Below are 23,245 nucleotides of genomic sequence, written 5' to 3' on the forward strand. Positions count from 1 at the left end.
CGTTGACGATGCTGGGGTTCGTCGAGACCGACGAGTACGTCTGCTGGTACAGCACGCTCAAGGTGGTCGATGGGCGCCACGGGAGATCGGGCGACGGCCTGTGGTACCCCGGCACCGATGCGCTGTTCGACTTCGCCGGCGAGGCGGCGCCGGTCGGCACCTTTGCGCGCGCCGGGCTCGGCTGGCTGTGTGCTGCCGGGGGACAACGACGTCCTGCAGGTGGTGCGGATGGAGAGTCATGACACCGAGCCCCGGCCGCCCGGGCCGGAATACGAGGACGTGACCGAGATCAACTACGCGGCGGGGTTCGGCGGTGCCGTGCTGGAGCAGGTCACCGGAGGCCCCGTCGGCGAGGTGCTGGCCCTCGGCAGACCGGGCCTCTACCGGTGCCCGGGTGGGCCGTCGACGCGGCCAGGCCGGGCGCGTCCCGGATCCCGACGAATCGCCCCTGTACGGCCCCGGAGACACCTGGTTGCTGCAGTTCTGGCCGGTGGACACACCTTCGATGCCCCGCTGGCCCCGCCGGACGGCGCGGCAACTGGCCGAATGGGCACCAGGAGAGGGCGACCTCGAGCACGGCGTGGCGGCAGACCTGCACATCATCGCGGCCTGGCTCCGCCCCGCGGTGGTGTCGCTGCCCGAGTTGGCCGGGGTCACCGGGCTCGACACCGGTCGGATCCTGACCGGGCTGGACACCGCGCAGGTCACCGGCCTGCTGACGGTCGAGGGTGATCCCCGGCAGGGCACGTTCGTGATGACCGCCGCCGGGTCCTCGCGGCCGGCACCGTGGCTCGGCGTCGACCCCGGGTCCGACGACGACGAGGAAGCCTTCACCTATCTGCAGGACCTACCCGATTTCCCGGACGGCCCCGGCGGTGCGCAGGTCGTGTACTCGGCCGAGCCATGGCCGGATCCGTCGTTCCCGGTCTCCGGATTCGGCAACGTCGGGATCTACCTCGGGCTGCCCAAGGGCCTCCCTCCGGACGCGGACCGCTGGATCAGCGCGACCTGGGGCGGCCCGCCACCCGACCCGGACCGTCGCGACGAGTTCGGCATGCCACCGCCGACGTCACTGCCCGTCGGCGATCCACCCCGGACCGATCTGCTCTCCCGCGGCGACGGGCGGCTGCACATCCGGCGCCCCTCCGGCGACTTCGCCGAACTCCCGGGGTTCCGCGAGTACACCAGCAGCGCAACGATTCTCGGAACGCTGTTCGGGACGCTCGCGATCCGCGAGGACCGCTCGCTGCTGATCCGCCCCGATCTCACCTCGCTGGACCTCCCGGTGGCCTCCGGCTACCCCGCGATGGCCGACGCATCAGGGACACGGGTGGCGATCGACGTGTCGAAGTACTCGCCCCGACGGCCGAGGCACGGCCTGGTGGTGCTCGACCTCACCGATCTCTCGGTCACCGAGATGCCCTGGGACTTCAAGCGCGACCTCTCGCTGATCGGCTGGCACAACGGCGCGGTGTACTTCGCCGCCGACACCTTCACCGAGGAACGGACCCTGGCGTGGCGGCCCGGCCGGGAACCCGTCGAGCAGGTCGACAGATGCGTCAGGATCGACGATCGATCCGGTCTCCGGCTCCGCGACGGCCCCGGGGGGACGGACGTCGTCCGTGCCGACGGCACGACCTGGACGCTGATGGACGAGTACGACGTCGACGTGGTCCCCGGTGGCCGGTTCGTGTTCGGGCTGACCCGGGTCCGGCAGGACCGGATGGACGCGCCGTTCCGACTCCGCCGCTGGGACTTCGCCTCGACAGAGGTCGTGGTGCAGGAGTTCCTGCTGCCGTCCCAGCTGGGCGTGAACGCCTTCCACCGGCACGGACCGCGATTCGACAACCTGGTCTGGGAGGACCCCGACCACTTCCTGGTCGGCGCCGACCATCGCGGAGCTGCGCGGGTGTCCATCCTGTCCGGTCAGGTCGAGGTCGTCCGGATGCCGGACGAGGTGAACGACCCGCAGTTCGCCCGCCCGGCGATGATGGGTTGACCGCTCGCGTCGTGGGTACGCATTCCCCATGACGCGCGTGCTGTGGTTCCGCAGGGATCTCCGACTCGGCGACCACCCGGCACTGGCGGAGGCGTCGGCAGCCGGTGACGTGCTCGGGGTTTTCGTCGCCGACGACGCCCTCCTGAAGCCGTCCGGGGCGCCGCGCCGGGCCTTCCTGGCCCGCACCCTCGAAGCGCTGGACGACACGATGGGCGGCCGGCTGCTGATCGTGCACGGCCGGCCGGAGTCGGTGATCCCACGACTGGTGCGCTCGGTCGAGGCCGAGGCGGTCCACGTCAGCGAGGACTTCGGACCGTACGGCCGCCGCCGGGACGGTCTGGTCCAGGAGGCACTCGAGAAGGCCGGGTGCGACTGGCACGCAACGGGTTCCGCCTATGCCATCTCCCCCGGCCGGGTCCGCAAGCCGGACGGCACCCCGTACGCGGTGTTCACACCCTTCCACCGGGCCTGGTCCGAGCACGGCTGGCGCGCTCCGGCGAAGTCCGGCACCGGCGTGCACTGGATCGACCCGGAGTCGGTCGACCTCGGTGGTGGAAAACGCTGGGCGGCCTCCGATCTCGCGGTTGCCGTCGACGACGGACTGACCGTCCCGGACGCCGGGGAGAAGGCCGCGCTGGCCGCCTGGAAGGACTTCCGCGAGGCCGCTGTCGCCGACTACGACACCGAACGCGATCGCCCAGATCATCCCGGCACCAGCCACATGTCGGTGCACCTGAAGTGGGGCGCCATCCATCCCCGGACCCTGCTCGCCGACCTGTCCCGGCACCGCTCGGCCGGTGCTGCGTCCTACCGCCGCGAGCTCGGCTTCCGCGACTTCTACGCCGACATCCTCTTCCACAAGCCGGAATCCCTGACGAAATCGGTGGATCCGGCCGTCGACCGGATGCGCTGGGACACCGGCAAGGGGGCCGAGGAACACCTGGAGGCGTGGAAGGCGGGCCGGACCGGCTTCCCCTACATCGATGCCGGGATGCGGCAACTGCTGGCGGAGGGCTGGATGCACAACCGGGTCCGCATGGGAGTCGCGTCGTTCCTGATCAAGGACCTGCACATCCCGTGGCAGCTCGGAGCCCGGCACTTCATGGAGCACCTGATCGACGGTGACGCCGCATCGAACACCCACGGCTGGCAGTGGGTCGCCGGATCCGGCGCCCAGGCCGCGCCCTTCTACCGCATCTTCAACCCCGTCGGTCAGGGCGAGAAGCACGACCCGACAGGCGAGTACGTGCGGCAGTACGTGCCCGAGCTGCGGGAGGTGAAGGGCAAGGCCGTGCATCGCCCCTGGGACCTGCCCGACGGCCTGCCCTCCGGCTATCCCGACCGCATCGTCGAGCACGACGTCGAGCGCAAGCACGCCCTCAGCGACTGGGAGCAGCGGCCGCGCTGAGCAGTGGAGAGATTGCCGCCACCTTCTGGTCACCGCGCTGTCGTACTTCGCAGTTGCTCCAGGCGGCCAGGGATGGCCGCGCGACACCCCTGGTTGCCGCCGGACTTCCGGCCCGGGGGGTGGCGCGCGCCCGCGTCGTCATCCGCCGACGCCGACCGGGTCCGCCGTGGCGGCCGAGCCGGCGGTCATCACCTGATGGCGTGCTTGCCGCACTGAACTCCGGCATCCGAACCGACTGTCGGTGGGCTGGTCCATGCTGATGCCTGTCGGAGACAACAACGACGTAGCCGCTCGTCCGACGAAGGTGCCCGGAGGCCCGGCTGTACCTCGCTGGAGCGTGTCCACGGGTGAGGACCGGCTGTCGACAACTGGTTGCAGAACGAGATAGTCGCGAACATGTGTTCCAAGGTAGCTGTGCAGCTGCTACTCTGATGTGAGTGACCTCCAGGGGGATGAGGGCACAGCAGATCTCGCGAGTCGTGATGACGGAAGCGGAACGGGGTGGGACCAATGACAGCAACGTCGGAGACGGCGCCGGCAGCACGCCGCGCCGAAGACGCGCTGCGTGCGCTGTCCACCCTCGACCCTGCCGAGTTGTCCGGCCGGACGGTGATCGACGGGATCGCGGCGGGCCATCAGGCGATCTCGTACATGCAGGCCGTGATGCAGGGCTGGATGGCCCGGCTGGCCGAGCCCGGCGTGATTCCTACCGCCGAAGGTCTGCTCAAGCACTCCGCCAAGCACACCAAGGGCACCGGCGCGGATGAGGGCTCCGCTGCCGATCAGGACGCACCTGTCCGGCACGCCGCGAGAGGATTCTCGCCGTGCTGGCAGCGCCGCAGGTGAGGGCCCCGGTGGTCAGGGTGTCGATGGTGAGAGCACTGGTGCTGATCAGGACAGCGCTGATGGTCAGGACAGCACAGCTGGTCAGGATTTCGCTATTGGTGAGGACACCGGCACGGGTGTCGGCGCCGGTGCTGGTCAGGGCAGCGATGATGCTCTGGACAGCGATGCTGGTCGGGAGGGCGCAGCTGGTGAAGACGGCACTGCCGGCCAGAACTCCGACGCGGGTGAGGACCCTGCCGCGGAGCGGATCTACGATCTGCGGGCGTCGAACCCGGATTCACAGGCGGAGTTCTTCGATCTGATGGACACCCTGGAGCAGGCCAAGGCCCGGCAGGACATGGCAGGTGGGGAGATCGCCGCGGCGCTGGTGCTGTCCCCGAAGTCGGGGAACATCTATGTGCAACGGGCGCTGGCCCTGGTCAGGGAGTTGCCCGACACCCTCGAGCTCTTGCGTGAGGGTGTGCTGGATCAGACCCGGGCGTCGATGATCCACAAGTACGCCTGCAAGCTGAACGACCTCGCCTTGTGGTGCGAGTTCGAACGGCGGGCGTTGAAGATCGCCCCGAGGCTGGCGCCGGCGAAGCTGGAGTACCTGCTCAAGCGGATCGTCACCGACCTGGAACCCGAGGACGCGGCGGAGGCGGAGAAGCGTGCCTTCAACCGACGTTGCACCGGCCGCTACGACCTGGACGGGGCGATGGCCCGCTTCTACGCCGACCTGACCGCCGAGAACGCCCAACTGGTGCAGCAGCTGGTCGACCAGATCGCCCGCACCATGGGCAACGCCGGCGGACGGACCCTGGAGCAGTGCCGGGCGGATGCGTTCGCCGCGATCTTCGAACAGCTCCACACCCACGGCACCATCGACCTCCGTGAGATCCTCGCCGCCGCCGCACACGTCGCCGCCGGCGGAGACATGCCCGACGACGATGAGTACGAGGACGTCGTCGATGAAGGTATAGCCGATGACCTCGCTGAGGAGGTCGTCACGGACGAAGAGCCGGATGGCCGCCTTGGCGATGCCATCGTGCACGAGGGCAACAGAGAAGACGAGCCACACACCGAGGAAACCGACAGCGATTCTTCCGAGGTTGGCGACAACGCCGACGAGGCCACGGGTGTAGGGCCGGATGGCCGACGTGCCGATGCTGTTGTGGACGAGGTCGGTGAAACGACCGACAACAACTCCGATACGGCTTCCGAATCCGCCGCGAACGCCGAGTACCAGGCGGACTGCGGAGGTCCCTTCGGAACCGCAAGTGCCGAAGCTGACGCCGATGGCACAGATGCCGACACCGATCCTGCCGCCGCCGATTCGCCGGACGAATCGGCAACCCTTGACATGACCGACGACTCGGCCGGCACGGACGCCACAGGTGACGCCCACGAGGCCGGCGACCGTGGCGTGATGGGTGACAGCTCTGACACCACGGGTGCGGCAGATGGACCCGTCGATGTCGATGTCGATGTCGACTGTCGCGAAGCGGACAACGACAACGCTGAGACCGCCGACGACAACACTGTGATCGTCGGCGACAACGCTGATACCGGTGGCGACGACGATACGGCCGATGGAGGTGTTGGCGGCGATTCTGCCGAAGACACGGACTCGCAGCCCGCGGATGTCGATACCGAGGCGGATCCGGAGCCCGAGAGCCGTTGCGATTCTCAACATCCGGTGGCCCCGGAGGCCACTGGATGTTCAGAATCCGAGCCGCCCGACGGAGATCCGGCAGGTCACTCGGAGCCCGAGGAGAGCCTCGGCGATGCGGATCCCGGCGACCCGCCTCCGTTCGATCCCTTCCGGTTCGACGACCCCGACACACCTCGCCCACCCGCACCGAAGTGGAGAGCACCGGTGTGGCAGGACCGCGCCGTGAACCCGGCGCTGCCCTGGAACGGCGTCATCACCATCTCGCTCGAAGCCCTCGCGGGCCTGGCCGACCACCCTGGCGACATGTCCGGCTTCGGGTGCATCTCACCCGACCTCGCCCGACAACTCCTCAAAGCCGCGAACTCGGTCACTCTGCTCGTGATCGACCCGGACACCGGAGCACCCGTCGGGGTGTCCGACCGGGTCTACGTCCCACCCGGGAGCCTGCGGCGCAAGGTCATGCTGCTGACCCAGACCTGCTCCTGGGTGGGCTGCAACCGCAAAGCCGAACGCTGCGACGTCGACCACGGCGAGCCCTTCGACCACAACAATCCCGCCGCCGGCGGCAAGACGACCCTGCGCAACCTCCGACCGCTCTGCCGGTTCCACCACCGATTGAAGACCTTCACCGCCTGGACCATCACCGAACACGCAGACCGTTCAGCGACGCTGGTCAGCGCTCTCGGCCGCACCACCCGAAGACCCCCACCCGCCATCACCGACCCCGGCGAATGGGAACCCGCATGGCAGACCGAGGACCACGATGACGACACCCCGCCGTTCTGAACGGGCCTGCCGCTGTGGCGAGCTGCGGCGACCGGGTGGGTCAGAAGCCGATCGGCCGCAGACCCCAGGAACCGGACCAACTCTCGCCCGGCTCCAACCACCGCAGCCCCTCGCCGGTGTTCAGCGCATCGACACCGCAGGTCATCGGTTCGATCGCGATGGCGCGGCGTTTGCCGGCGGGATCGGGGAAGTTCGGCGGGTTGTAGACCTGGGTGAAGCCGAAGTCGGGGCCGGCCCAGAGCATCACGCCCCGCCCGCCGGCATCCACCAGCGTCGACTGCACGAGCCCGTCGGTCCGCGCGAGATCGGTGAAGCAGCCGTCCAACTCGACCGACCCGACCGGCACCCCGGCCCGCAGGTCGTTGCCCGGGCCGACCGGTTCCGCACCCACCGGCACGAGCGAGTCGTCGACCACCACTGCGGTCGAGGCCGGCACCGTCACCACCAGCTCGTCGACCGGGGTCTCCCCCACCCGCAGGTACGGGTGCGCCCCGACACCGAACGGCGCGGTCCCCGACCCGACGTTCGAGATCCGGTGCGTCACCGTCAGTCCGGTCCCGGACAGCGCATAGGTCACCGAGGTGTCCAGCCCGAACGGGTACCCGTGCTGCGGGTGCACGCCGGCCGACAGCGTCACCGCCGACTCCCGGTGCTCCGTCATCACGTACGGCTGGTTGCGCAGCAACCCGTGGATCGCGTTGCCGCGCCCCGGCTCGGTGAGGTCGAGCTGCTGCACCGCACCGTCCAGCGTCCACGTCCCGGCCCGCACCCGGTTGGGCCACGGCACCAGCACGATCCCGCACCCCATCGGCGGCACCACGTCGTCGGCCCAGCTCTCGGTCAGCGCCACCCCGTCCACCACGAACGACCGGAGCACCGCCGCCACCTGCCCGACCCGAGCGGTCGAGCCGCCGAACCGGATGTCGAACTGGTCCCCGGAGAACGGCCGCAGCGTCATCGGGCGAGCTTGCCGGTGAAGTGCGAGATCGCCCGGCCGAACTGCAGCAGCCGCTGCATCTGCGCCAGCCCGCCGTCGGTCACCGACTTCGAGAACCGGTACGTCTCCACGTACTGCACCGTCCGGGTCTCGTTGGCCTCGGTCAGCTCGGTCATCGATCGCTCCGGCGTCTGCGTCGACAGGTACAGCAGCACGGCGTGCATGGACCGGGACCCGTCCGCCTCCGTCCGGAACCGGTGCCGCAGGCCCTGGTCGACGATGGCGCTGAGCGGGATGGTGCGGATCGACGAGGAGAACATCTGGACTCCCGGCCGGTCGTCGTCCATCTCGTCGTCACCGTGCCACAGCACCAGCCGCTGCCCGTCGGTGACCGCGACCTCCTGCCACAGCGACGGTCCCCAACTCTGCTGTCCGGGGACCTGCTCGCAGGTGAACGCCAGCACCCGGTCCGGCTCGATGACGCCGTACAGCGACTCCAGTGCCGCGTCCGCATCCCGGATGTAGGCCCGCACCGCGTCGTCGAGTCGCTGGTACGGAGCCCAGTCCTCGGGCTGGTGGGACTCGGGTTGCGTCATGCTGAGGCTCCTCGGGGTGTCGTCGTGCCCCACGATCCTGCCCCATCCGCCGGCACCCGCGGCGCCGGGGATCAGCCGGGTCGGGCCGCGATCCAGGTCCGCACGGATCCGCCCATCACCAGCGCGAGCGAGATGATCGGCATCACCGCGAGCATGATCGGCAGCCAGAGCAGCGCCTGCAGCACCGACACCAGGTTGGTCACGAAGATGATCCAGTAGACGGAGATGGCCAGCGATCCCAGGCAGGCGATGACCGTGAGCAGCGACCTCCGGCCGAGCAGCGTCGCGCCGCCGGCGATCAACAGTCCGCCCACCAGGAAGGTCGCCACCGCCACGACGGTGAACTGGGTGCCGTAGGTGCTCTCCCAGCCGGACGATCCGCCGGAGTAGTAGAACGACGAGGAGTCGACCAGGTCGAAGATCATGCTGCCGCCGAGCGTGTAGATCGCCCCGATCAGCACGAACCCGCTCTGCACGAACTGCAGCACCGCGGAGGCCGTCGCAGCACCGGGCCGGGCCGGGCGCGGCGGCACCACCGGGTAGTAGACGGGCATCGCGTAGGGCGGGTAGCCGTAGCCGGCCTGCGGCGGGTACCCCGGCGGATACGGCTGCGGGTAGCCGGGCTGGGCATATCCGGGCTGGGCGTAACCAGGAGGGGGCGGCGGCGCCTGGTAGACGGGCTGGCCGGTGCTGCTCTGCTGCGGATAGACCTCGGGGGTGCTGATCGGCTGCCCGGTCAGCGGGTCGTGCGCGGTGTACCCCACGCCGGGCAGCCCCGAGCTCGGATCCGGGTTGGGCCCCACCGACATCGTGCACTCCTCGACCTGCGCCTCGACCTCCGGCGACCGTGCGGCGCCGCTTGCCCGGGATTCTGCCGCACGCCCCCGGGACACGGGCGGGATCGGTCAGGAAGGGTGGTGCGCGGTACGGGAGTCGTAGTCGCGCAGCGACCGTCCCCACCAGCCGGCCACCACGGTCAGCAGGATGCAGAGGATCCCGCCGCCGACCACCGACACGGTGGTGGAGGTCCAGGACGCCACCAGTCCGTGCGCCAGGTCGGCCAGTCGCGGACCGCCGGCCACCACCACGGTGAAGACGCCCTGCAACCGCCCGCGCATCTCGTCGGTGGCCTCGACCTGCAGCAGTGTCGACCGGTAGACGGCCGACACCAGGTCCGCCCAGCCGCCGACGGCCAGGAAGAACACCGCCAGCCAGAGGATCGAGGTCAGCCCGAAGGCGGTCACCGCGATCCCCCACAGCACGATGGCCGCGAGGATCGCCAGCCCCTGCCGGTGCACCCGCTGGATCCAGCCGCCGGTCAGCCCGCCGAGCAACGAGCCGATCGCCAGCGCCGCGTTCAGCAGGCCGAGCGCCGCCCCGCCGCCGGGCGGCCCGCCGAAGGTGTCCTCCGCCATCTGCGGGAACAGCGCCCGCGGCATCCCGCAGACCATGGCGATGATGTCGACGACGAAGGTCATCAGCAGCAGCGGCCGCAGCCGCAGGTAGGCGAGGCCCTCGGAGACCTTGGCCCGGCCCTCCCGGTCGCCGGTCGGCGGGATCGACGGCAGCCGGATCACCGCGTACAGCGCGCCGATGAGGGTCAGCGCGTCGAGGAAGTAGAGCCACGGCAGGCCGGTGATCGGCAGCAGCACGCCGGCCAGCACCGGCCCGACGATCACCCCGACGGCGAACACCGACATGTTCAGTGCGTTCGCCGACGCCACCAGCTCCCGCGGCACGATGCGCGGCAGGGTCGCGCTGCGGGTGGGCATGTTCACGGCGAAGAAGCCCTGCTGCGCGGCGAGCAGTCCCATCACCACCCAGACCGACTCGGCCGAGGAGAACGCGCACAGCCACAGCGCGATGCTGGTCACCGCGATGCCGGTCGAGGTGATCAGCAGGACCTTGCGCCGGTCGTAGGTGTCGGCGATCGCGCCGCCGAACAGCCCGAGCACGACCAGCGGCACCAGCGCGACCGCGGACGAGATGCCCACCCACGCGGAATCACCGGTCAGGTCGAAGATCTGCTGCTGCACGGCGACGGCGGTGACCGCGGATCCGATAGTGGTGGCCACCCCGGAGACGAAGATCCGCCGGTAGGCCGGGATGGCCAGCGGCCGGGTGTCCGGCAGGATGCGTCTTTTCGGGGCGGCGGGCTGGTCCGAGGACTCCGGGGTCTCCGGCGCGGTCACGGGGCGAGCCGCTCGACCAGCCACGCACTGCCTGCTCGGCGGTAGCGCAACCGGTCGTGCAGCCGGGCGACCCGGCCCTGCCAGAACTCCACCGTCTCCGGCTCGATCAGCCAGCCGCCCCAGTGCGGCGGCACCGGGATGTCCCGGCCCTCGAACTCCCGCTCCAGCTCGGTCTGCCTGGCCTCCAGCACCTCCCGGTCCGGCACCACCTCGGACTGCGGGCTGGCCCACGCGCCCAGCTGCGAGCCGCGCGGCCGCTGCGCCCAGTACGCGGCCGTCCGCTCCGGCTCCACCCGGCGCACGCTGCCGCGCACGTGGATCTGGCGCTGCAGCGGGTACCATGGGAAAGTGGCCGAGGCCCAGGGGTTCTCGGTCAGCGCCCGACTCTTCGCCGAGTCGTAGTTGGTGTAGAACACGACGCCCGCGGCCGAGACCTCCTTGGCCAGCACGGTCCGGCTCGCCGGGTGCCCGTCGGCGCCGGCGGTCGCCACCACCATCGCGTTCGGTTCGGTGATCCCGGCGGAGACCGCCTGGGCGATCCAGCGCTCGAACTGGGTGGTCCAGTCCGGAGCGAGATCCTCGACGGACAAACCGGACAGGGTGTAGCTCTCCCGCATCGCGGCGAGATCGGGATGGGTCATGGTGTGTCGCGGATCCGTTCCGGCGGGCGGTGATGGGCGGAGACGGGCTGCACGGTACTCCCGTTGGGGTCGCCGGCCGTCCGGTGACGAAGAACACCGCCGGTCGCGGTGGTCAGGACCCCTCCGGCGGAGGACAGTTGCGGGCAGCTACCGCCCGGTACGGACCGGCCGGCCGTCCCTCGACGTGGAGGTTCGATGACCGAGAACACCAGCACGTTCAAGCCCGGCCTGGAGGGCGTCGTCGCCTTTCACACGGCGATCGCCGAACCCGACAAGGACGGCGGTTCGCTGCGCTACCGCGGGGTGAGCATCGACGACCTCGTCGGCACCGCCACCTTCGACCAGGTGTGGTCGCTGCTGGTGGACGACGCCGTCGGCGACCCGCTGCCGGTCGACACCACGGTGCCGGCGCTCTCCTCCGGCAACGTCCGGGTGGACGTGCACGCCTCGGTGCCGCTGCTGGCCACCTCGCGGGATTTCGGTCCGCTGCTGGACATCTCGGACGAGCAGGCCCGTGACCACCTGGCGCAGACCACCTCCGCGATCCTCGCCTACGCCGCCCGGTCCGCCCGCGGTGACCAGCCCGAGGTACCCGCCTCGCTGCTCGAGTCGCTGCCGGGCAGCGTCGAGCGCTTCATGACGGCGTGGCTCGGCGAGCCGTCGCCGGAGCAGATCCAGGCGATCGAGGCCTACTGGGTGTCCGCCGCCGAGCACGGCATGAACGCCTCCACCTTCACCGCCCGCGTCGTCGCCTCCACCGGCGCCGACGTCCCTGCCTGCTTCGCCGGCGCGATCGGCTCGATGTCCGGGCCGCTGCACGGCGGGGCACCGGCCCGGGTGCTGCCGATGATCCAGCAGGTCGAGGCCTCCGGGGACCCGGCCGGCCTGGTCAAGGGGATCCTCGACCGCAAGGAGAAGCTGATGGGTTTCGGGCACCGGGTGTACCGGGCCGAGGACCCGCGCGCCCGCGTGCTGCGGCGCATCTGCAAGGAGCTCGGCGCGCCGCGCTACGAGGCGGCCGCCGCGCTGGAGACCGCCGCCCTCACCGAGCTGCGCACCCGCCGCCCCGACCATCCGATCGAGACCAACGTCGAGTTCTGGGCCGCGGTGGTGCTGGACTTCGCCGGGGTGCCGCCGGAGATGATGCCCGCGATGTTCACCTGCGCCCGGACGGCCGGGTGGAGCGCGCACATCCTGGAGCAGAAGCGCCTCGGCCGCATCGTCCGGCCCAGTGCCGTCTACGACGGCCACGGCCCGCGGCGCCCGGAGGACGTGCAGGGCTGGCCGGTCCGGGAGACCCTGCCCGTCTGACCGTCCTGATCCGGCCGGTGCGAGGATGGTCGGTGCCCGCTGGTTCCGAAATGCCGGGCACCGCATCGAAGGAGACACCGCCGTCATGGCCGACCCCGCCAGCATCGTCCTGCCCGATTCGCTGAAGCCCGTCGACGGGCGCTTCGGCTGCGGACCGTCCAAGGTCCGCCCCGAGGCCCTCGCCGCGCTGGCGGCCACCGGCACCTCGCTGATGGGCACCTCGCACCGGCAGGCGCCGGTGAAGAACCTGGTGGGGCGGGTCCGGGAGGGCCTGGCGCAACTGTTCTCGCTGCCCGGGGGCTACCAGGTGATCCTCGGCAACGGCGGCACCACCGCGTTCTGGGACGCCGCCGCCTTCGGCCTGGTCCGGGAGAAGTCCCAGCACCTGACCTTCGGCGAGTTCTCCTCGAAGTTCGCCACCGTCACCAAGGGCGCGCCGTTCCTGGCCGATCCCACGGTGATCACCGCCCCGGTCGGCGACGCGCCGGACCCGGTCGCCGAGGAAGGCGTGGACGTCTACGCCTGGGCGCACAACGAGACCTCCACCGGTGTGGCCGCCCCCGTGCAGCGGCCGGCCGGCGCCACCGACGGCCAGCTCGTGCTCGTCGACGCGACCTCCGGCGCCGGCGGGCTGCCGGTCGACGTCGGGCAGACCGACGTCTACTACTTCGCGCCGCAGAAGGTCTTCGCCGCCGACGGCGGACTGTGGATCGCGCTGGCCTCCCCCGCCGCGCTGGACCGCATCGCCGAGATCGATGCGAGCGACCGTTGGATACCGGAGTTCCTGTCCATCGCCACCGCGCTGGACAACTCCACCAAGGACCAGACCCTCAACACCCCGGCGGTGGCGACACTGTTCCTGTTCGCCGACCAGATCGACTGGATCAACGGCCAGGGCGGGCTGGACTGGGCGACGAAGCGGACCGCCGACTCCTCCTCCCGGCTGTACGACTGGGCCACCGCCTCGCCGTACGCGATGCCGTTCGTGGCCCGTCCGGAGCTCCGCTCCCAGGTGGTCGGCACCATCGACTTCAGCGACGAGGTGGATGCCGCCGCGGTGGCGAAGGTGTTGCGCGCCAACGGGATCGTCGACACCGAGCCGTACCGCAAGCTCGGCCGCAACCAGCTGCGCATCGGCATGTTCCCGGCGGTCGACCCGGACGACGTGTCGGCGCTGACCGCCTGCGTGGACCACGTGGTCGCCGCCCTGTCCTGACCCTCAACTCGACGTCGAGAGACCCACTACCACGGCCTCGGCCGGGCTGCGGCGCGCCTCGCCGGGGCGGTCGCCGGACCGGGTTAGCGTGACGCGCAGTCGAGGAGGAGAAGAGGTCGCGATGCGCGCGCTGCGGATTCTGGGACTGGCCGACGGCGGCCGGTCCCTGCTGTGCGAGGACCCCTCCTCCGCCGAGCAGTTCACCCTGCCGGTCGACGGCACCCTGCGCGCTGCCGTGCGTGGCGAGACCGCGGTGCTGGGCCAGCTCGAGTTCGACGGCGACGCCCAGCTGCGGCCGAAGGAGATCCAGAGCCGGATCCGGGCCGGCGCGAGCGTCGAGGAACTGGCGGCGCTGGCCGGCACCTCGCTGCACCGGATCGAGCGGTTCGCCCATCCGGTGCTGCTGGAGCGGTCGAGCATCGCCGAGAAGGCGCGCAAGGCCCGGCCCAGCATCGACGGGATCAGCGGCCTGGCCTCGCTGGAGACCACCGTGGCCGGGGCACTGGCCGCCCGCGGCAACGAGGATCCGGTCGTCTGGGATGCGCACAAGGAGGACGGGGACTGGGTGCTCACCCTGTCCTGGAACGTCGGCCGGTCCACCCGGCGGGCCGAGTGGACCTATCACCGCGGCCCGGACGGCGGCACCCTCACCGCCCGCAACGACGCCGCCGCCGACCTGGTCGACCCGGCACTGAAGATCCTGCGGCCGATGCGCGAGCTGCGGGCCGTCGGCGGTCCGGCGGTGCCGATGGCTCCGCGGTCCACCGCAGCCTCGGCGCCCACCCCGCCACCGGCCCTGCTCGACCCGACGGTGCCGACTGTGCCCACAGCGCCGGCGGAGCCGGTGGTGGAGCGGGAGCGGAGGCTGGTCGAGGAGACCGTCACCGACGAGAGGTCGGGTGCCGTGCCGCCGAAGCCGAAGCCGGAGACCCCGAGTGGCGAGCGCCGGACCGGGACGGACAGTGCGCGGCCCGCCTCGCGCGGCGGGCGCCGGCCGGCGATGCCATCCTGGGAAGAGGTCCTGCTCGGCACCCGCTCGACCAAGGACTGACCTCCACCGATCCACTGGGTGGGTGGCGGGATCGCACGTTCGGCACGCGCCGAAGGTGTACCGAGAGCGTGGCCGGAGCTGTCTGGACCCCGAGTGGAGCGACGAGATGCGATCCTATTCGTCCCCTAACGGGGGATGTCAGGCGAATCTCCGGCAGATGCCCGGCACGACATCGGCCCAGCGTCACCGCATAGGCGGCATTCGGGTACCGAATGGATGACAACCCCCCCGATTGCCTTGGTCATCAGGGGAGAATCGGTGGCATGACGATCACCGCGAGGCGCGCTGCGCACCTCCTGCCGACCCCGGCCGGTGATCTCGAGGTGCACGAACTCGGGTCCGGCCCGGCCACCGTGGTCGCCGTGCACGGCATCACGTCCAACGGTCTTGCCTTCCTCCCGCTGGCCCAGGCACTCGACGGGGTCGCCCGGGTGCTCGCCCCCGACCTCCGCGGGCGCGGCGGGTCGGCGGCCGTGCCGTCCGGCCCGGGTCTGGTGGACCACGCATCTGACGTTGCAGCCGTCGCGGCCGGGTTCCGACTCGACCGGCCGGTACTGCTCGGGCACTCGCTCGGGGCGTTCGTCGCGGCACTGGCCGCGGTGCGCCACCCGGAGTCCTTCGGGTCGCTGGTGCTGGTGGACGGTGGTGTCGCCTTCCCGTCCCCGGCGCCGGACGCGTCGATCGACGAGCAGCTGCTGGCAACCATCGGGCCCGCCATGCGTCGGTTGACCATGAGGTTCCCCTCGGAGCAGAGCTACCTCGACTTCTGGCGCGAGCACCCGGCTCTCGGCCCGCTGCTGGACGTCCCCGGCGTGGCCGACCACCTGCTGCACGATCTCGTCCGCGACACCGACGGGCTGCGGTCGAGCTGCGTCGCGGACGTCATCCGGCTGGACGGCGCCGCTGTGCTCGCCGATCCCGACGTCCACGCCGCGGCGCACACCCAGGCCCTCCCGACAACGTTGTTGCGGGCCGGCCGCGGCATGCTCGACCAGCCCGGCGGCCTGCTCCCGGCATCGGCGTTCCCGGGTGCCGTGACAGTGCCTGCGGCGAATCACTACTCCATCGTCCTGGCGGGCGACGGCCTGGCCGCCGTCGCCGCCTCCGTGCGCTCCCACATCTCCGGCGAGGTGGCTCCCCGATGACGCCCAGCGAGCGCACCGAGCTCACCCCGGACGCCTACCGGATGCTCTTCGAGGCCGTCCCGATGCCGGTCGTGCTGCACGACGGCAACGGCCGGCTGACCCACGCCAACGAGTCGTTCGCCCAGCTGGTCGGCCGGGGCCGGGACGAGCTCGAGCAACTGGCCGCCGCCGACCTGATTCACCCCGATGACCTGGCCGCCCGGGAGCTGCTGGCCCGCCGGCTGCACGACGGCGAGGTCGAGCGGGCGCAGGTGGTCCGCCGACTGCTGCACGCCGACGGCCGGGTGATCACCGCCCAGGTGACGAAGGCCGCGGTGACCATCGCCGGCGAGCGCTTCATCGCGGTCTTCGTCGAGGACACCGGCGAGGCCGTCGAGGAGATCGCCCGGCTCCGGTTCGCCGCCGAGCACGACCCGCTGACCGGCCTGCTCAACCGCGCCGGGATGACCCGCCAGCTGGTGGAGGCGCACGCCGAGGGCCGCACCTTCGAGGTGGCGATGATCGACGTGGACGGCCTCAAGCCGATCAACGACACGCACGGTCACCCGGTCGGCGACCGGCTGCTGCGCCAGGTGGCCCGGCTGCTCGAGTCGACCACCCCCGAGGGGTCCGCCGTCGCCCGGTGGTCCGGTGACGAGTTCGTGGTGGCCGCACTGGAGGAGCCGCCCGGTACCCCGTCGCGGCTGCTGCGCCTGGTCAGCACCGGCCTGCAGACCGACATCGACCTGGGCATCGGCATGCCGCACCCGCTGAGCGTCTCGGTCGGGGTGTCCCGGTGCGGTCCCGACCGCGGGCCGGACCAGGCGCTGGCCGATGCCGACCAGGCGATGTACGGGGTCAAGCACAACCGGCCGGGAGCCCGGCCGTCCCTGCTGCCGCCGGCCCGCTCCCCGCTGGCCATCGACCGGCTCGGCCTGCTCACCACCCGGCAGGCGCCGCGGGAGCGATCCTCCGGCGACCACATCCCGGACCAGGGCGGCTCCCCGGCCGCCGACAACTAGGGCAGCCAGGGCAACGAGGGCGGACGCCCTCGGCGAAAAGCGTTGTCCCGATGTCGGTGGGGCGACGTAGGGTCGGCTCCGCCATGACCGACCTGAAGGATCCACCGCAGTTGCGCACCACCGACGACACCGCCCCCGTCCGCATCTCCACCTTCGGCACGCTGAAACGGCTGCTGCCGTTCGCCCGCCCGGCGATCCCGGCCCTGCTCGCCTCCGGCGTCACCGCCGGCATCGCCACCCTGGCCGGGCTGGCCTTCCCGCTGGTCATCCAGTGGATCATCGACGGGCCGCTGACCGACGGGAACGCCTCCGGACTGTGGCTGCCCGGCGCGGTGCTGGTGCTGCTCGGCGTCGTCGAGGCCGCGCTGTTCTGGGTCCGCCGGATGCTGGCCGCGCGCCCGACGATGCGGGTCGAGGCCGACATGCGCAGCGCCCTCTACGACAAGCTGCAGCGGCTGCCGGTGTCCTTCCACGACCGGTTCCCGGCCGGCCAGCTGCTCTCCCGGGCGGTGTCGGACCTGGCCACCATCCGCCGGTTCCTGGCTTTCGGTGCCGTGTTCCTCGTGGTCAACGTGCTGACCTTCGTCATCGGTGTGGCCGTCCTGCTGGTGCTGTCCTGGCAGCTCGGGCTGATCATCGCCGCACTGGCGCTGCCGCTGGTCGTGCTGTGCCTGCTCTACGAGACGAAGTACCAGGTGCTGGCCCGCCGCTCGCAGGACCAGGTCGGCGACCTCGCCACCACCGTCGAGGAATCGGTGCTCGGCATCCGGATCCTCAAGGCCTTCGGCCGCAGCGCGCACCTGGGCCGGGAGTTCCGCCGCGAGGCCATCGCCCTGCGCACCACCGAGATCCGCAAGGCCAAGGCGGTGTCGGTGCTGTGGAGCACGGTGATCGCGCTGCCGGAGATCGCCCTCGGACTCATCCTGTTCCTCGGCATCCGGCAGATCGCCGACGGGACGATGACCGCCGGCACCCTGGTCGCCTTCTTCGGCACCGCGATGGGCCTGCGCTGGCCGATCGACTCGATCGGCTGGTTGCTGGCGATCGCCAACGAGTCGGCGACGGCCACCCACCGCTACTTCGAGGTGCTGGACGAGCCGGAGCCGATCACCGACCCGGCGCATCCGGTGGTGCCGGGTACCTCGCGCGGATCCCTGCACCTGCGGGGTGTCGGGTTCGGGTTCACCGACGCCGAGGCGACCGGGAAACTGCTGCACGGGCTGGATCTCGAACTCGCACCGGGTGAGACCGTGGCGCTGGTCGGCGCCACCGGGTCGGGCAAGACCGTGCTGACCTCGCTGGTGAACCGGCTGCACGACGTCACCGAGGGCGCGGTGCTGCTGGACGGCGTGGACATCCGCGACATGGAGCTGGCCGAGGTGCGTCGCCGGGTCGCGGTCGCCTTCGAGGAGCCGGTGCTCTTCTCCGCGTCCGTCCGGGAGAACGTGCTGCTGGGCCGGCCGGAAGCCACCGACGACGAGCTGGCGGAGGCCCTGCGGGTGGCCCGTGCCGAGTTCGTGCACGACCTGCCCTGGGGCCTGGACACCCGGATCGGCGAGCAGGGTCTGTCGCTGTCCGGCGGTCAGCGGCAGCGACTCGCGTTGGCCCGTGCGGTGGTCGGCCGGCCGGAGGTACTGGTGCTCGACGACCCGTTGTCGGCGTTGGACATCCACACCGAGGCCCAGGTCGAGGCGGCCCTGCGGTCGGTGCTCGGCAGCACCACCGCGCTGGTGGTGGCGCACCGGGCGTCGACGGTGCTGCTGGCGGACCGGGTGGCGCTGCTGGCCGGTGGCCGGATCGCGGCCACCGGCACCCACAGCGAACTGATGGCGCGGGTTCCGGCCTACCGGGACCTGCTGGCGAGCCGCGAGGAGGTCGGGGCATGAGTGACACCACACCGGTGAGCACCGACCAGGACTGGCGCGGGGTGGCGCTGGAGGACGCCGACACCGTGTCGGCCGAGGCCGGTGTGAAGCTGCAGGCGCGTTCGCGTCGGCTGCTCGGATCGCTGCTGCGGCCGCACCGCCGGTGGGCCGTGCTGGCCGCCGTCGTGATGATCGTCAGCGAGGCGGCCTTCCTGGCCGGACCGCTGATCGTGGCGTACGCGATCGACACCGCCGCACCCGCGCTCATCGCCGGCGACGGCACCCCGTTGACCGTCGCCACCCTCGGCTACCTGGCTGCGGGCCTGGTCAACGCGGGCGCCAAGGCGCTGTTCGTCAGGCTGTCGGCGAAGGTGACCCAGGCGATCCTGCTCGACCTGCGCGGCCGGGTGTTCGACCACAGCCAGGAACTCAGCCTCAGCTTCCACGAGCAGTACACATCCGGCCGGGTGATCTCCCGGATGACCAGCGACCTGGACACCCTCTCGGACCTGTCCCAGGAGGGCCTGGACGGGCTAATCTCCGGCATCCTGTCGGTCACCGCGGTGACCGTGACGCTGATCGTGCTCGACCCGTGGCTGGGCATCGTGGCCCTGTTGGCGTTCCTGCCGATCTGGCTGCTCACCCGGGTCTTCCAGGCCCGGTCCCGGGCCATCTACCGCCGGACCCGGACGGCGATCGCAGCACTGATCGTGCAGTTCACCGAGACGATGAACGGCCTGCGGGCGGTGCTGGCCTTCCGTCGGGAACCGCGCAACCGCACCATCTTCCGGGAGTTCAACGAGGAGAACGCGCAGTCCAACGGGGACGGTCTGATCGCGCTGGCCCACTACGTGCCGGCGGTCCGGCTGGTCGGCAACCTGGCGCTGGCCGTGGTCATGGTGATGGGTTCGTTCCGGGTGCTCGACGGCGCGATGGAACTGGGTGTGCTGGCGGCGTTCCTGCTCTACGTGCGGCGGATGTACGACCCGCTGGACGAGCTGGCCATGTTCTACAACGGGTACCAGTCCGCGGTCGCGGCGCTGGAGAAGATCTCCGGCCTGCTGGAGGAGGTGCCGGCCGTCCCCGAGCCGGCCCGCCCCACGCCGATCGGCGCGATCGCCGGCGACGTCCGGTTCGAGCGGGTCGAGTTCGCCTACCACCCGGGCGCACCGGTGCTGCCCCGGATCGACCTGCGGGTGCCGGCCGGGCAGACCGTCGCGCTGGTGGGTGCCACCGGTGCGGGGAAGTCGACGCTGGCCAAGCTGCTGGCCCGGTTCTACGACCCGACCGCCGGCCGGGTGCTGCTCGACGGCGTCGACGTCGCCGGACTGTCCACCGCGGATCTGCGGCGGGGCGTGGTCACGGTGACCCAGGAGTCGTTCCTGTTCTCCGGGTCGGTGGCGGACAACATCGCGCTCGGCCGGCCCGACGCGACACGCGCGCAGATCGAGCAGGCGGCCGACGAGATCGGTGCCGGCGGCTTCATCCGGGCCCTGCCTGACGGGTTCGACACCGACGTCCGCAAGCGCGGCGGCCGGCTCTCCGCGGGGCAGCGGCAGCTGGTGGCGTTCGCCCGGGCGTTCCTCGCCGATCCCGCGGTGCTGATCCTCGACGAGGCGACCGCCTCGCTGGACATCCCGTCCGAGCGGGCCGTCCAGGCGGCGCTGACCACCGTGCTGCACGGCCGGACGGCGCTGATCATCGCCCACCGGCTGTCCACCGTGGCGATCGCCGACCGGGTGCTGGTGATGGAGGGCGGGCGCATCGTCGAGGACGGTGCACCGCACGACCTCATCGGCGACGGCGGTGCCTTCTCCGAACTGCACCGGGCCTGGCGGGAGTCGCTCGTCTGACCTGGTGCTGACCTGGTGCAGGGGCGGTGACGGTCGTACCGTGAGGCGATGATCCGCCGGCTGCTGGGCGTCGCCCTGGTGGGAGCGGTGCTGCTCGGCGGCGCCGCCGTCGCCCGGCTGCACTGGAGCGGCCTGGCCGGCATCGCGAGGACGCTCTCCGCCGAGCGGCCGGTGGCGGGCGACTGCATCCGGACCGCCGGCGAATTCGCCGAGATCGTCGCCTGTACCAGCGCGCACTCCGCGGAGGTGGTGCTGGTGCTGGACCGGGCGGACGCCGCCCGGCAGCGCCAGGCCGGCACCCTGGGCACCCTCTGCCAGCAGGCCGCCGACGGCTACACCGGCGGCCTGCGGGTGACGGCCGCGCCGGACGTCGTCGGCTGGCAGCAACCGGTGGTGCTGCTGCAGGTGGCGAGCACCCCACGGATCCGGCCGCCGGCCACCGGCCCCGATTGGCGGGCCTGCATCCTCGAACCGGTGGACACGCCGTCCGGCGGCTACCGCGGCGACCTGCGGTCGATGACCACCCGGGTGCCGGCCGAACTCGCGACCTGCGCGCGACAGGTCAGCAACCAGTACGGCGATCTCGCCGTGTCCTGCGACCGCCCGCACCAGAGCCAGACCTTCGCCCAGCAGATCGCCTGGGTGCCGGCCGACGACCGGCGGGCCGCGCTGCACGACCCGGACATGCTGGCGAGCTGCCGGGCGATCGTCGCCACCGCGATGGACACCGACGACCCGACGGCCGGCGGGAAGCTGGTGGTGGAGCTGGCCCGCACGCGCGGCACCACCGCGGTCACCCCGACCGCGGACCAGGATCCGGGTTCGCTGGGGATCCCCTTGGACTGCCGGGTGCGGGTGATCGGCACGGCGACCCTGGACGGATCGCTCACCGGGCTGGGTAACAACCCGCTGCCGCTGCAGCAGTAGGTGTCAGGCAGGTCGATCAGGCAGTTCGGGATCAGGCAGTTCGGGATCAGGCAGTTCGGGATCAGGCAAGGAAGATCAGGGCGGCGAACCAGCCGACCACGATGCCGAGGGCGACCCCGCCGGCGACCCATCGCAGTACCGGCAGCGTGCGGGTCAGCCAGACTGCCGGGGCCAGGCCACCGGCCACCACGAGGTTGATCAGCACCGCCATCAGCGGGACGTCCGCCAGCCCCGAGGACAGCACGAAGATCGCCACCCCGACGAGCAGGGCCGAGAAGAGCAGCAGTGCCACGCCGGGCGCCCACGGCGTGGGCTCGCCGGAGGAACGGATCTCCCGGACCCACCGCCAGTCCTCCGGATCGGCCCGGGGCCGGCGCTCCGGCGGGCCGGGGATGCCGTCCTGCTCGGTCCCGACCGAGTCCGGCTCGGTCCCGACCGTGGCCCGCTCTGCGGCGACCGCGTCCTGCTCCGGGGCGACCGCGTCCTGTGCCTGGTCGGCGGGTCCGGCTGTCATGCCCGCGATTCTGGCACGACCGGTCCGTCGGCCCCGGCCGCCAGCGCCGCGAAGACGATGGCACCGGCCGTGGCGATGTTGAGCGAGTCCACCCCGCGGGCCATCGGGATACGGACCCACCGGTCGGCGGCCCGCAGCGCCTCGTCCGTGAGCCCCGGCCCCTCCGAGCCCAGCAGGACGGCCGCCCGCAGCCCGCCGAGCCCGGCATCGGCGAGCGGGACGGCCTCGGGGCGCGGGGTGGTCGCGACCACGGTGAAGCCGGCCGTGCGCAGCTCCCCCAGCAGGTCGCCCACCGGTCGGTCGTCCACGGCGAACGGCACGTGCAGCACGGTGCCCATCGAGACCCGGACGCTGCGCCGGTACAGCGGGTCGGCGCAGCCCGGCCCGAGCAGCACGGCGTCGATCCCCAGCGCCGCGGCGTTCCGGAAGACCGCCCCGATGTTCTCGTGGTCCCCGACCCCTTCGAGAACGGCGAGAGTTGTTGCAGTGGAGATCATCCCGGAGACAGGCGGGAACGCGACCCGGTCCGCGGCGGCCAGCACCCCGCGGTTGAGGTGGAACCCGACGATCTGCGCCATCACCTCGGCGGTGGCCACGAAGAAGGGTGCCTCCAGGTGCGCCAGGTCGGCGGCCAGCTCGTCGTACCGGCGGTCGACACCGAGCAGCCCGCGCACCGGGTAGGTGGAGTCGAGCAGCCGGCGCACCACCACGGTGCCCTCGGCGAGCACGAGTCCACGCCCGCCGGGCCGGTCCGGCCGGCGGTCGGCCCGCTTCAGATCGCGGAAGTCACCGACCCGTGGATCGTCCGGATCGGTGATCTCGACACGCGGGGACACCTCAGCGCAGCGCGAGTTCGTTCATGATCGTCGCCGCCCGCTTCAGCACCTCGCGGTCGCGGGCGGACAGCGTCACCAGCTGCTCGGCGAGCCACTCCTGCCGCAGCCGGACGTACTCCTCCATCCGCGAGGCCCCCTGCTCGGTGATCTCCACCAGCACCTGGCGGCCGTCGGCGGGGTTCGCCTTCCGGAACACCATGCCGGCCGCCTCCAGCCCGTCCACCACCCGGGTGATGCTCGGCGGACGCACCTGCTCGCGGGCCGCCAGGTCCCCGGCCGTCAGCGGTCCCTCCCGCCACACGATGGCCAGCGCCGACAACTGCGTCAGCGTCATCTCGGACTCCGGCTGCTGCTGGCGGAGTCGGCGGGTGAGACGGTGGATGGACAGCCGCAGCTCGTTGGCCAGGGGCGCGATGTCGGGCATACCCGAGGCTAAGCCATCTTTCGCCCGGGCAACCACCGCGGGA

General features: G+C 71.6%; 21 protein-coding genes. 13 read left to right on the top strand and 8 right to left on the bottom strand.

Going from position 1 to position 23,245, the window contains the following annotated elements:
* Nucleotides 1–2: 2 nt before the first annotated feature.
* From GIS00_RS23775 to GIS00_RS23795, 5 genes are all read left to right on the top strand, one after another.
* The gene (locus GIS00_RS23775) at nucleotides 3–242 is read left to right on the top strand and encodes a hypothetical protein (RefSeq protein ID WP_154770962.1); all 240 of its coding nucleotides are present in this window, start codon (nucleotides 3–5) and stop codon (nucleotides 240–242) included.
* Nucleotides 243–505: 263 nt separating this feature from the next.
* On the top strand, nucleotides 506–1,999 hold the full coding sequence (locus tag GIS00_RS23780; RefSeq protein ID WP_154770963.1) for a hypothetical protein: 1,494 nt from the start codon (nucleotides 506–508) through the stop codon (nucleotides 1,997–1,999).
* Between the two features lie 28 nt (nucleotides 2,000–2,027).
* Nucleotides 2,028–3,407 (top strand): cryptochrome/photolyase family protein, encoded by a 1,380-nt coding sequence (locus tag GIS00_RS23785; protein WP_154770964.1) that lies wholly within the window; start codon nucleotides 2,028–2,030, stop codon nucleotides 3,405–3,407.
* A gap of 510 nt (nucleotides 3,408–3,917) precedes the next feature.
* Nucleotides 3,918–4,253: a hypothetical protein gene (locus GIS00_RS23790; protein ID WP_154770965.1), complete on the top strand. Its 336-nt coding sequence runs from the start codon at nucleotides 3,918–3,920 to the stop codon at nucleotides 4,251–4,253.
* Entirely contained in the window at nucleotides 4,171–6,693 is a 2,523-nt protein-coding gene (locus tag GIS00_RS23795; protein ID WP_154770966.1) for an HNH endonuclease signature motif containing protein, read from the top strand. The genes GIS00_RS23790 and GIS00_RS23795 overlap by 83 nt, the downstream gene beginning before the upstream one ends.
* Nucleotides 6,694–6,733: 40 nt before the next feature.
* Here GIS00_RS23795 and GIS00_RS23800 read toward each other — a convergent pair whose 3' ends face one another.
* The 5 genes from GIS00_RS23800 to pdxH all read right to left on the bottom strand — a co-directional run bounded on the left by GIS00_RS23800 (nucleotide 6,734) and on the right by pdxH (nucleotide 11,059).
* Entirely contained in the window at nucleotides 6,734–7,651 is a 918-nt protein-coding gene (locus tag GIS00_RS23800) for an aldose 1-epimerase family protein (RefSeq protein ID WP_196073430.1), read from the bottom strand.
* Nucleotides 7,648–8,226, bottom strand: coding sequence for a hypothetical protein (locus tag GIS00_RS23805; RefSeq protein ID WP_154770967.1), 579 nt, complete (start codon nucleotides 8,224–8,226; stop codon nucleotides 7,648–7,650). The genes GIS00_RS23800 and GIS00_RS23805 overlap by 4 nt, the downstream gene beginning before the upstream one ends.
* Before the next feature lie 71 nt (nucleotides 8,227–8,297).
* Nucleotides 8,298–9,035 carry a hypothetical protein gene (locus tag GIS00_RS23810; protein WP_154770968.1) on the bottom strand — a complete coding sequence of 246 codons (738 nt, stop codon included), beginning with the start codon at nucleotides 9,033–9,035 and terminating at the stop codon, nucleotides 8,298–8,300.
* 96 nt (nucleotides 9,036–9,131) lie between these two features.
* Entirely contained in the window at nucleotides 9,132–10,418 is a 1,287-nt protein-coding gene (locus GIS00_RS23815; RefSeq protein WP_322098369.1) for an MFS transporter, read from the bottom strand.
* Nucleotides 10,415–11,059 (bottom strand): pyridoxamine 5'-phosphate oxidase, encoded by a 645-nt coding sequence (pdxH, locus tag GIS00_RS23820; protein WP_154770969.1) that lies wholly within the window; start codon nucleotides 11,057–11,059, stop codon nucleotides 10,415–10,417. The genes GIS00_RS23815 and pdxH overlap by 4 nt, the downstream gene beginning before the upstream one ends.
* A gap of 195 nt (nucleotides 11,060–11,254) precedes the next feature.
* Between pdxH and GIS00_RS23825 the strand changes: the two genes are divergently transcribed.
* The 8 genes from GIS00_RS23825 to GIS00_RS23860 all read left to right on the top strand — a co-directional run bounded on the left by GIS00_RS23825 (nucleotide 11,255) and on the right by GIS00_RS23860 (nucleotide 21,428).
* Nucleotides 11,255–12,370: a citrate synthase 2 gene (locus GIS00_RS23825; protein ID WP_154770970.1), complete on the top strand. Its 1,116-nt coding sequence runs from the start codon at nucleotides 11,255–11,257 to the stop codon at nucleotides 12,368–12,370.
* An 85-nt stretch (nucleotides 12,371–12,455) separates the two neighbouring features.
* On the top strand, nucleotides 12,456–13,586 hold the full coding sequence (gene serC / locus GIS00_RS23830) for a phosphoserine transaminase (RefSeq protein ID WP_154770971.1): 1,131 nt from the start codon (nucleotides 12,456–12,458) through the stop codon (nucleotides 13,584–13,586).
* Nucleotides 13,587–13,707: 121 nt separating this feature from the next.
* Complete coding sequence (gene sepH, locus GIS00_RS23835) at nucleotides 13,708–14,637, top strand: septation protein SepH (RefSeq protein WP_154770972.1); 930 nt, start codon at nucleotides 13,708–13,710, stop codon at nucleotides 14,635–14,637.
* Between the two features lie 263 nt (nucleotides 14,638–14,900).
* On the top strand, nucleotides 14,901–15,782 hold the full coding sequence (locus GIS00_RS23840) for an alpha/beta hydrolase (protein WP_154770973.1): 882 nt from the start codon (nucleotides 14,901–14,903) through the stop codon (nucleotides 15,780–15,782).
* Entirely contained in the window at nucleotides 15,779–16,783 is a 1,005-nt protein-coding gene (locus GIS00_RS23845) for a sensor domain-containing diguanylate cyclase (RefSeq protein WP_154770974.1), read from the top strand. The genes GIS00_RS23840 and GIS00_RS23845 overlap by 4 nt, the downstream gene beginning before the upstream one ends.
* An 83-nt stretch (nucleotides 16,784–16,866) precedes the next feature.
* Nucleotides 16,867–18,669: an ABC transporter ATP-binding protein gene (locus GIS00_RS23850; protein ID WP_154770975.1), complete on the top strand. Its 1,803-nt coding sequence runs from the start codon at nucleotides 16,867–16,869 to the stop codon at nucleotides 18,667–18,669.
* Nucleotides 18,666–20,501, top strand: coding sequence for an ABC transporter ATP-binding protein (locus GIS00_RS23855; protein ID WP_154770976.1), 1,836 nt, complete (start codon nucleotides 18,666–18,668; stop codon nucleotides 20,499–20,501). The genes GIS00_RS23850 and GIS00_RS23855 overlap by 4 nt, the downstream gene beginning before the upstream one ends.
* A 48-nt stretch (nucleotides 20,502–20,549) precedes the next feature.
* Nucleotides 20,550–21,428, top strand: coding sequence for a hypothetical protein (locus tag GIS00_RS23860; RefSeq protein WP_154770977.1), 879 nt, complete (start codon nucleotides 20,550–20,552; stop codon nucleotides 21,426–21,428).
* Nucleotides 21,429–21,489: 61 nt separating this feature from the next.
* Here GIS00_RS23860 and GIS00_RS23865 read toward each other — a convergent pair whose 3' ends face one another.
* The 3 genes from GIS00_RS23865 to GIS00_RS23875 are packed head-to-tail and all read right to left on the bottom strand — an operon-like array spanning nucleotide 21,490 to nucleotide 23,202.
* Complete coding sequence (locus tag GIS00_RS23865; protein ID WP_154770978.1) at nucleotides 21,490–21,942, bottom strand: DUF2537 domain-containing protein; 453 nt, start codon at nucleotides 21,940–21,942, stop codon at nucleotides 21,490–21,492.
* On the bottom strand, nucleotides 21,939–22,778 hold the full coding sequence (locus GIS00_RS23870) for a TrmH family RNA methyltransferase (protein ID WP_322098370.1): 840 nt from the start codon (nucleotides 22,776–22,778) through the stop codon (nucleotides 21,939–21,941). The genes GIS00_RS23865 and GIS00_RS23870 overlap by 4 nt, the downstream gene beginning before the upstream one ends.
* Nucleotide 22,779: 1 nt before the next feature.
* Nucleotides 22,780–23,202: a MarR family winged helix-turn-helix transcriptional regulator gene (locus GIS00_RS23875; protein WP_154770979.1), complete on the bottom strand. Its 423-nt coding sequence runs from the start codon at nucleotides 23,200–23,202 to the stop codon at nucleotides 22,780–22,782.
* Nucleotides 23,203–23,245 lie beyond the last annotated feature (43 nt).

The sequence above is a fragment of the Nakamurella alba genome (assembly GCF_009707545.1).
Lineage (GTDB): Bacteria > Actinomycetota > Actinomycetes > Mycobacteriales > Nakamurellaceae > Nakamurella > Nakamurella alba.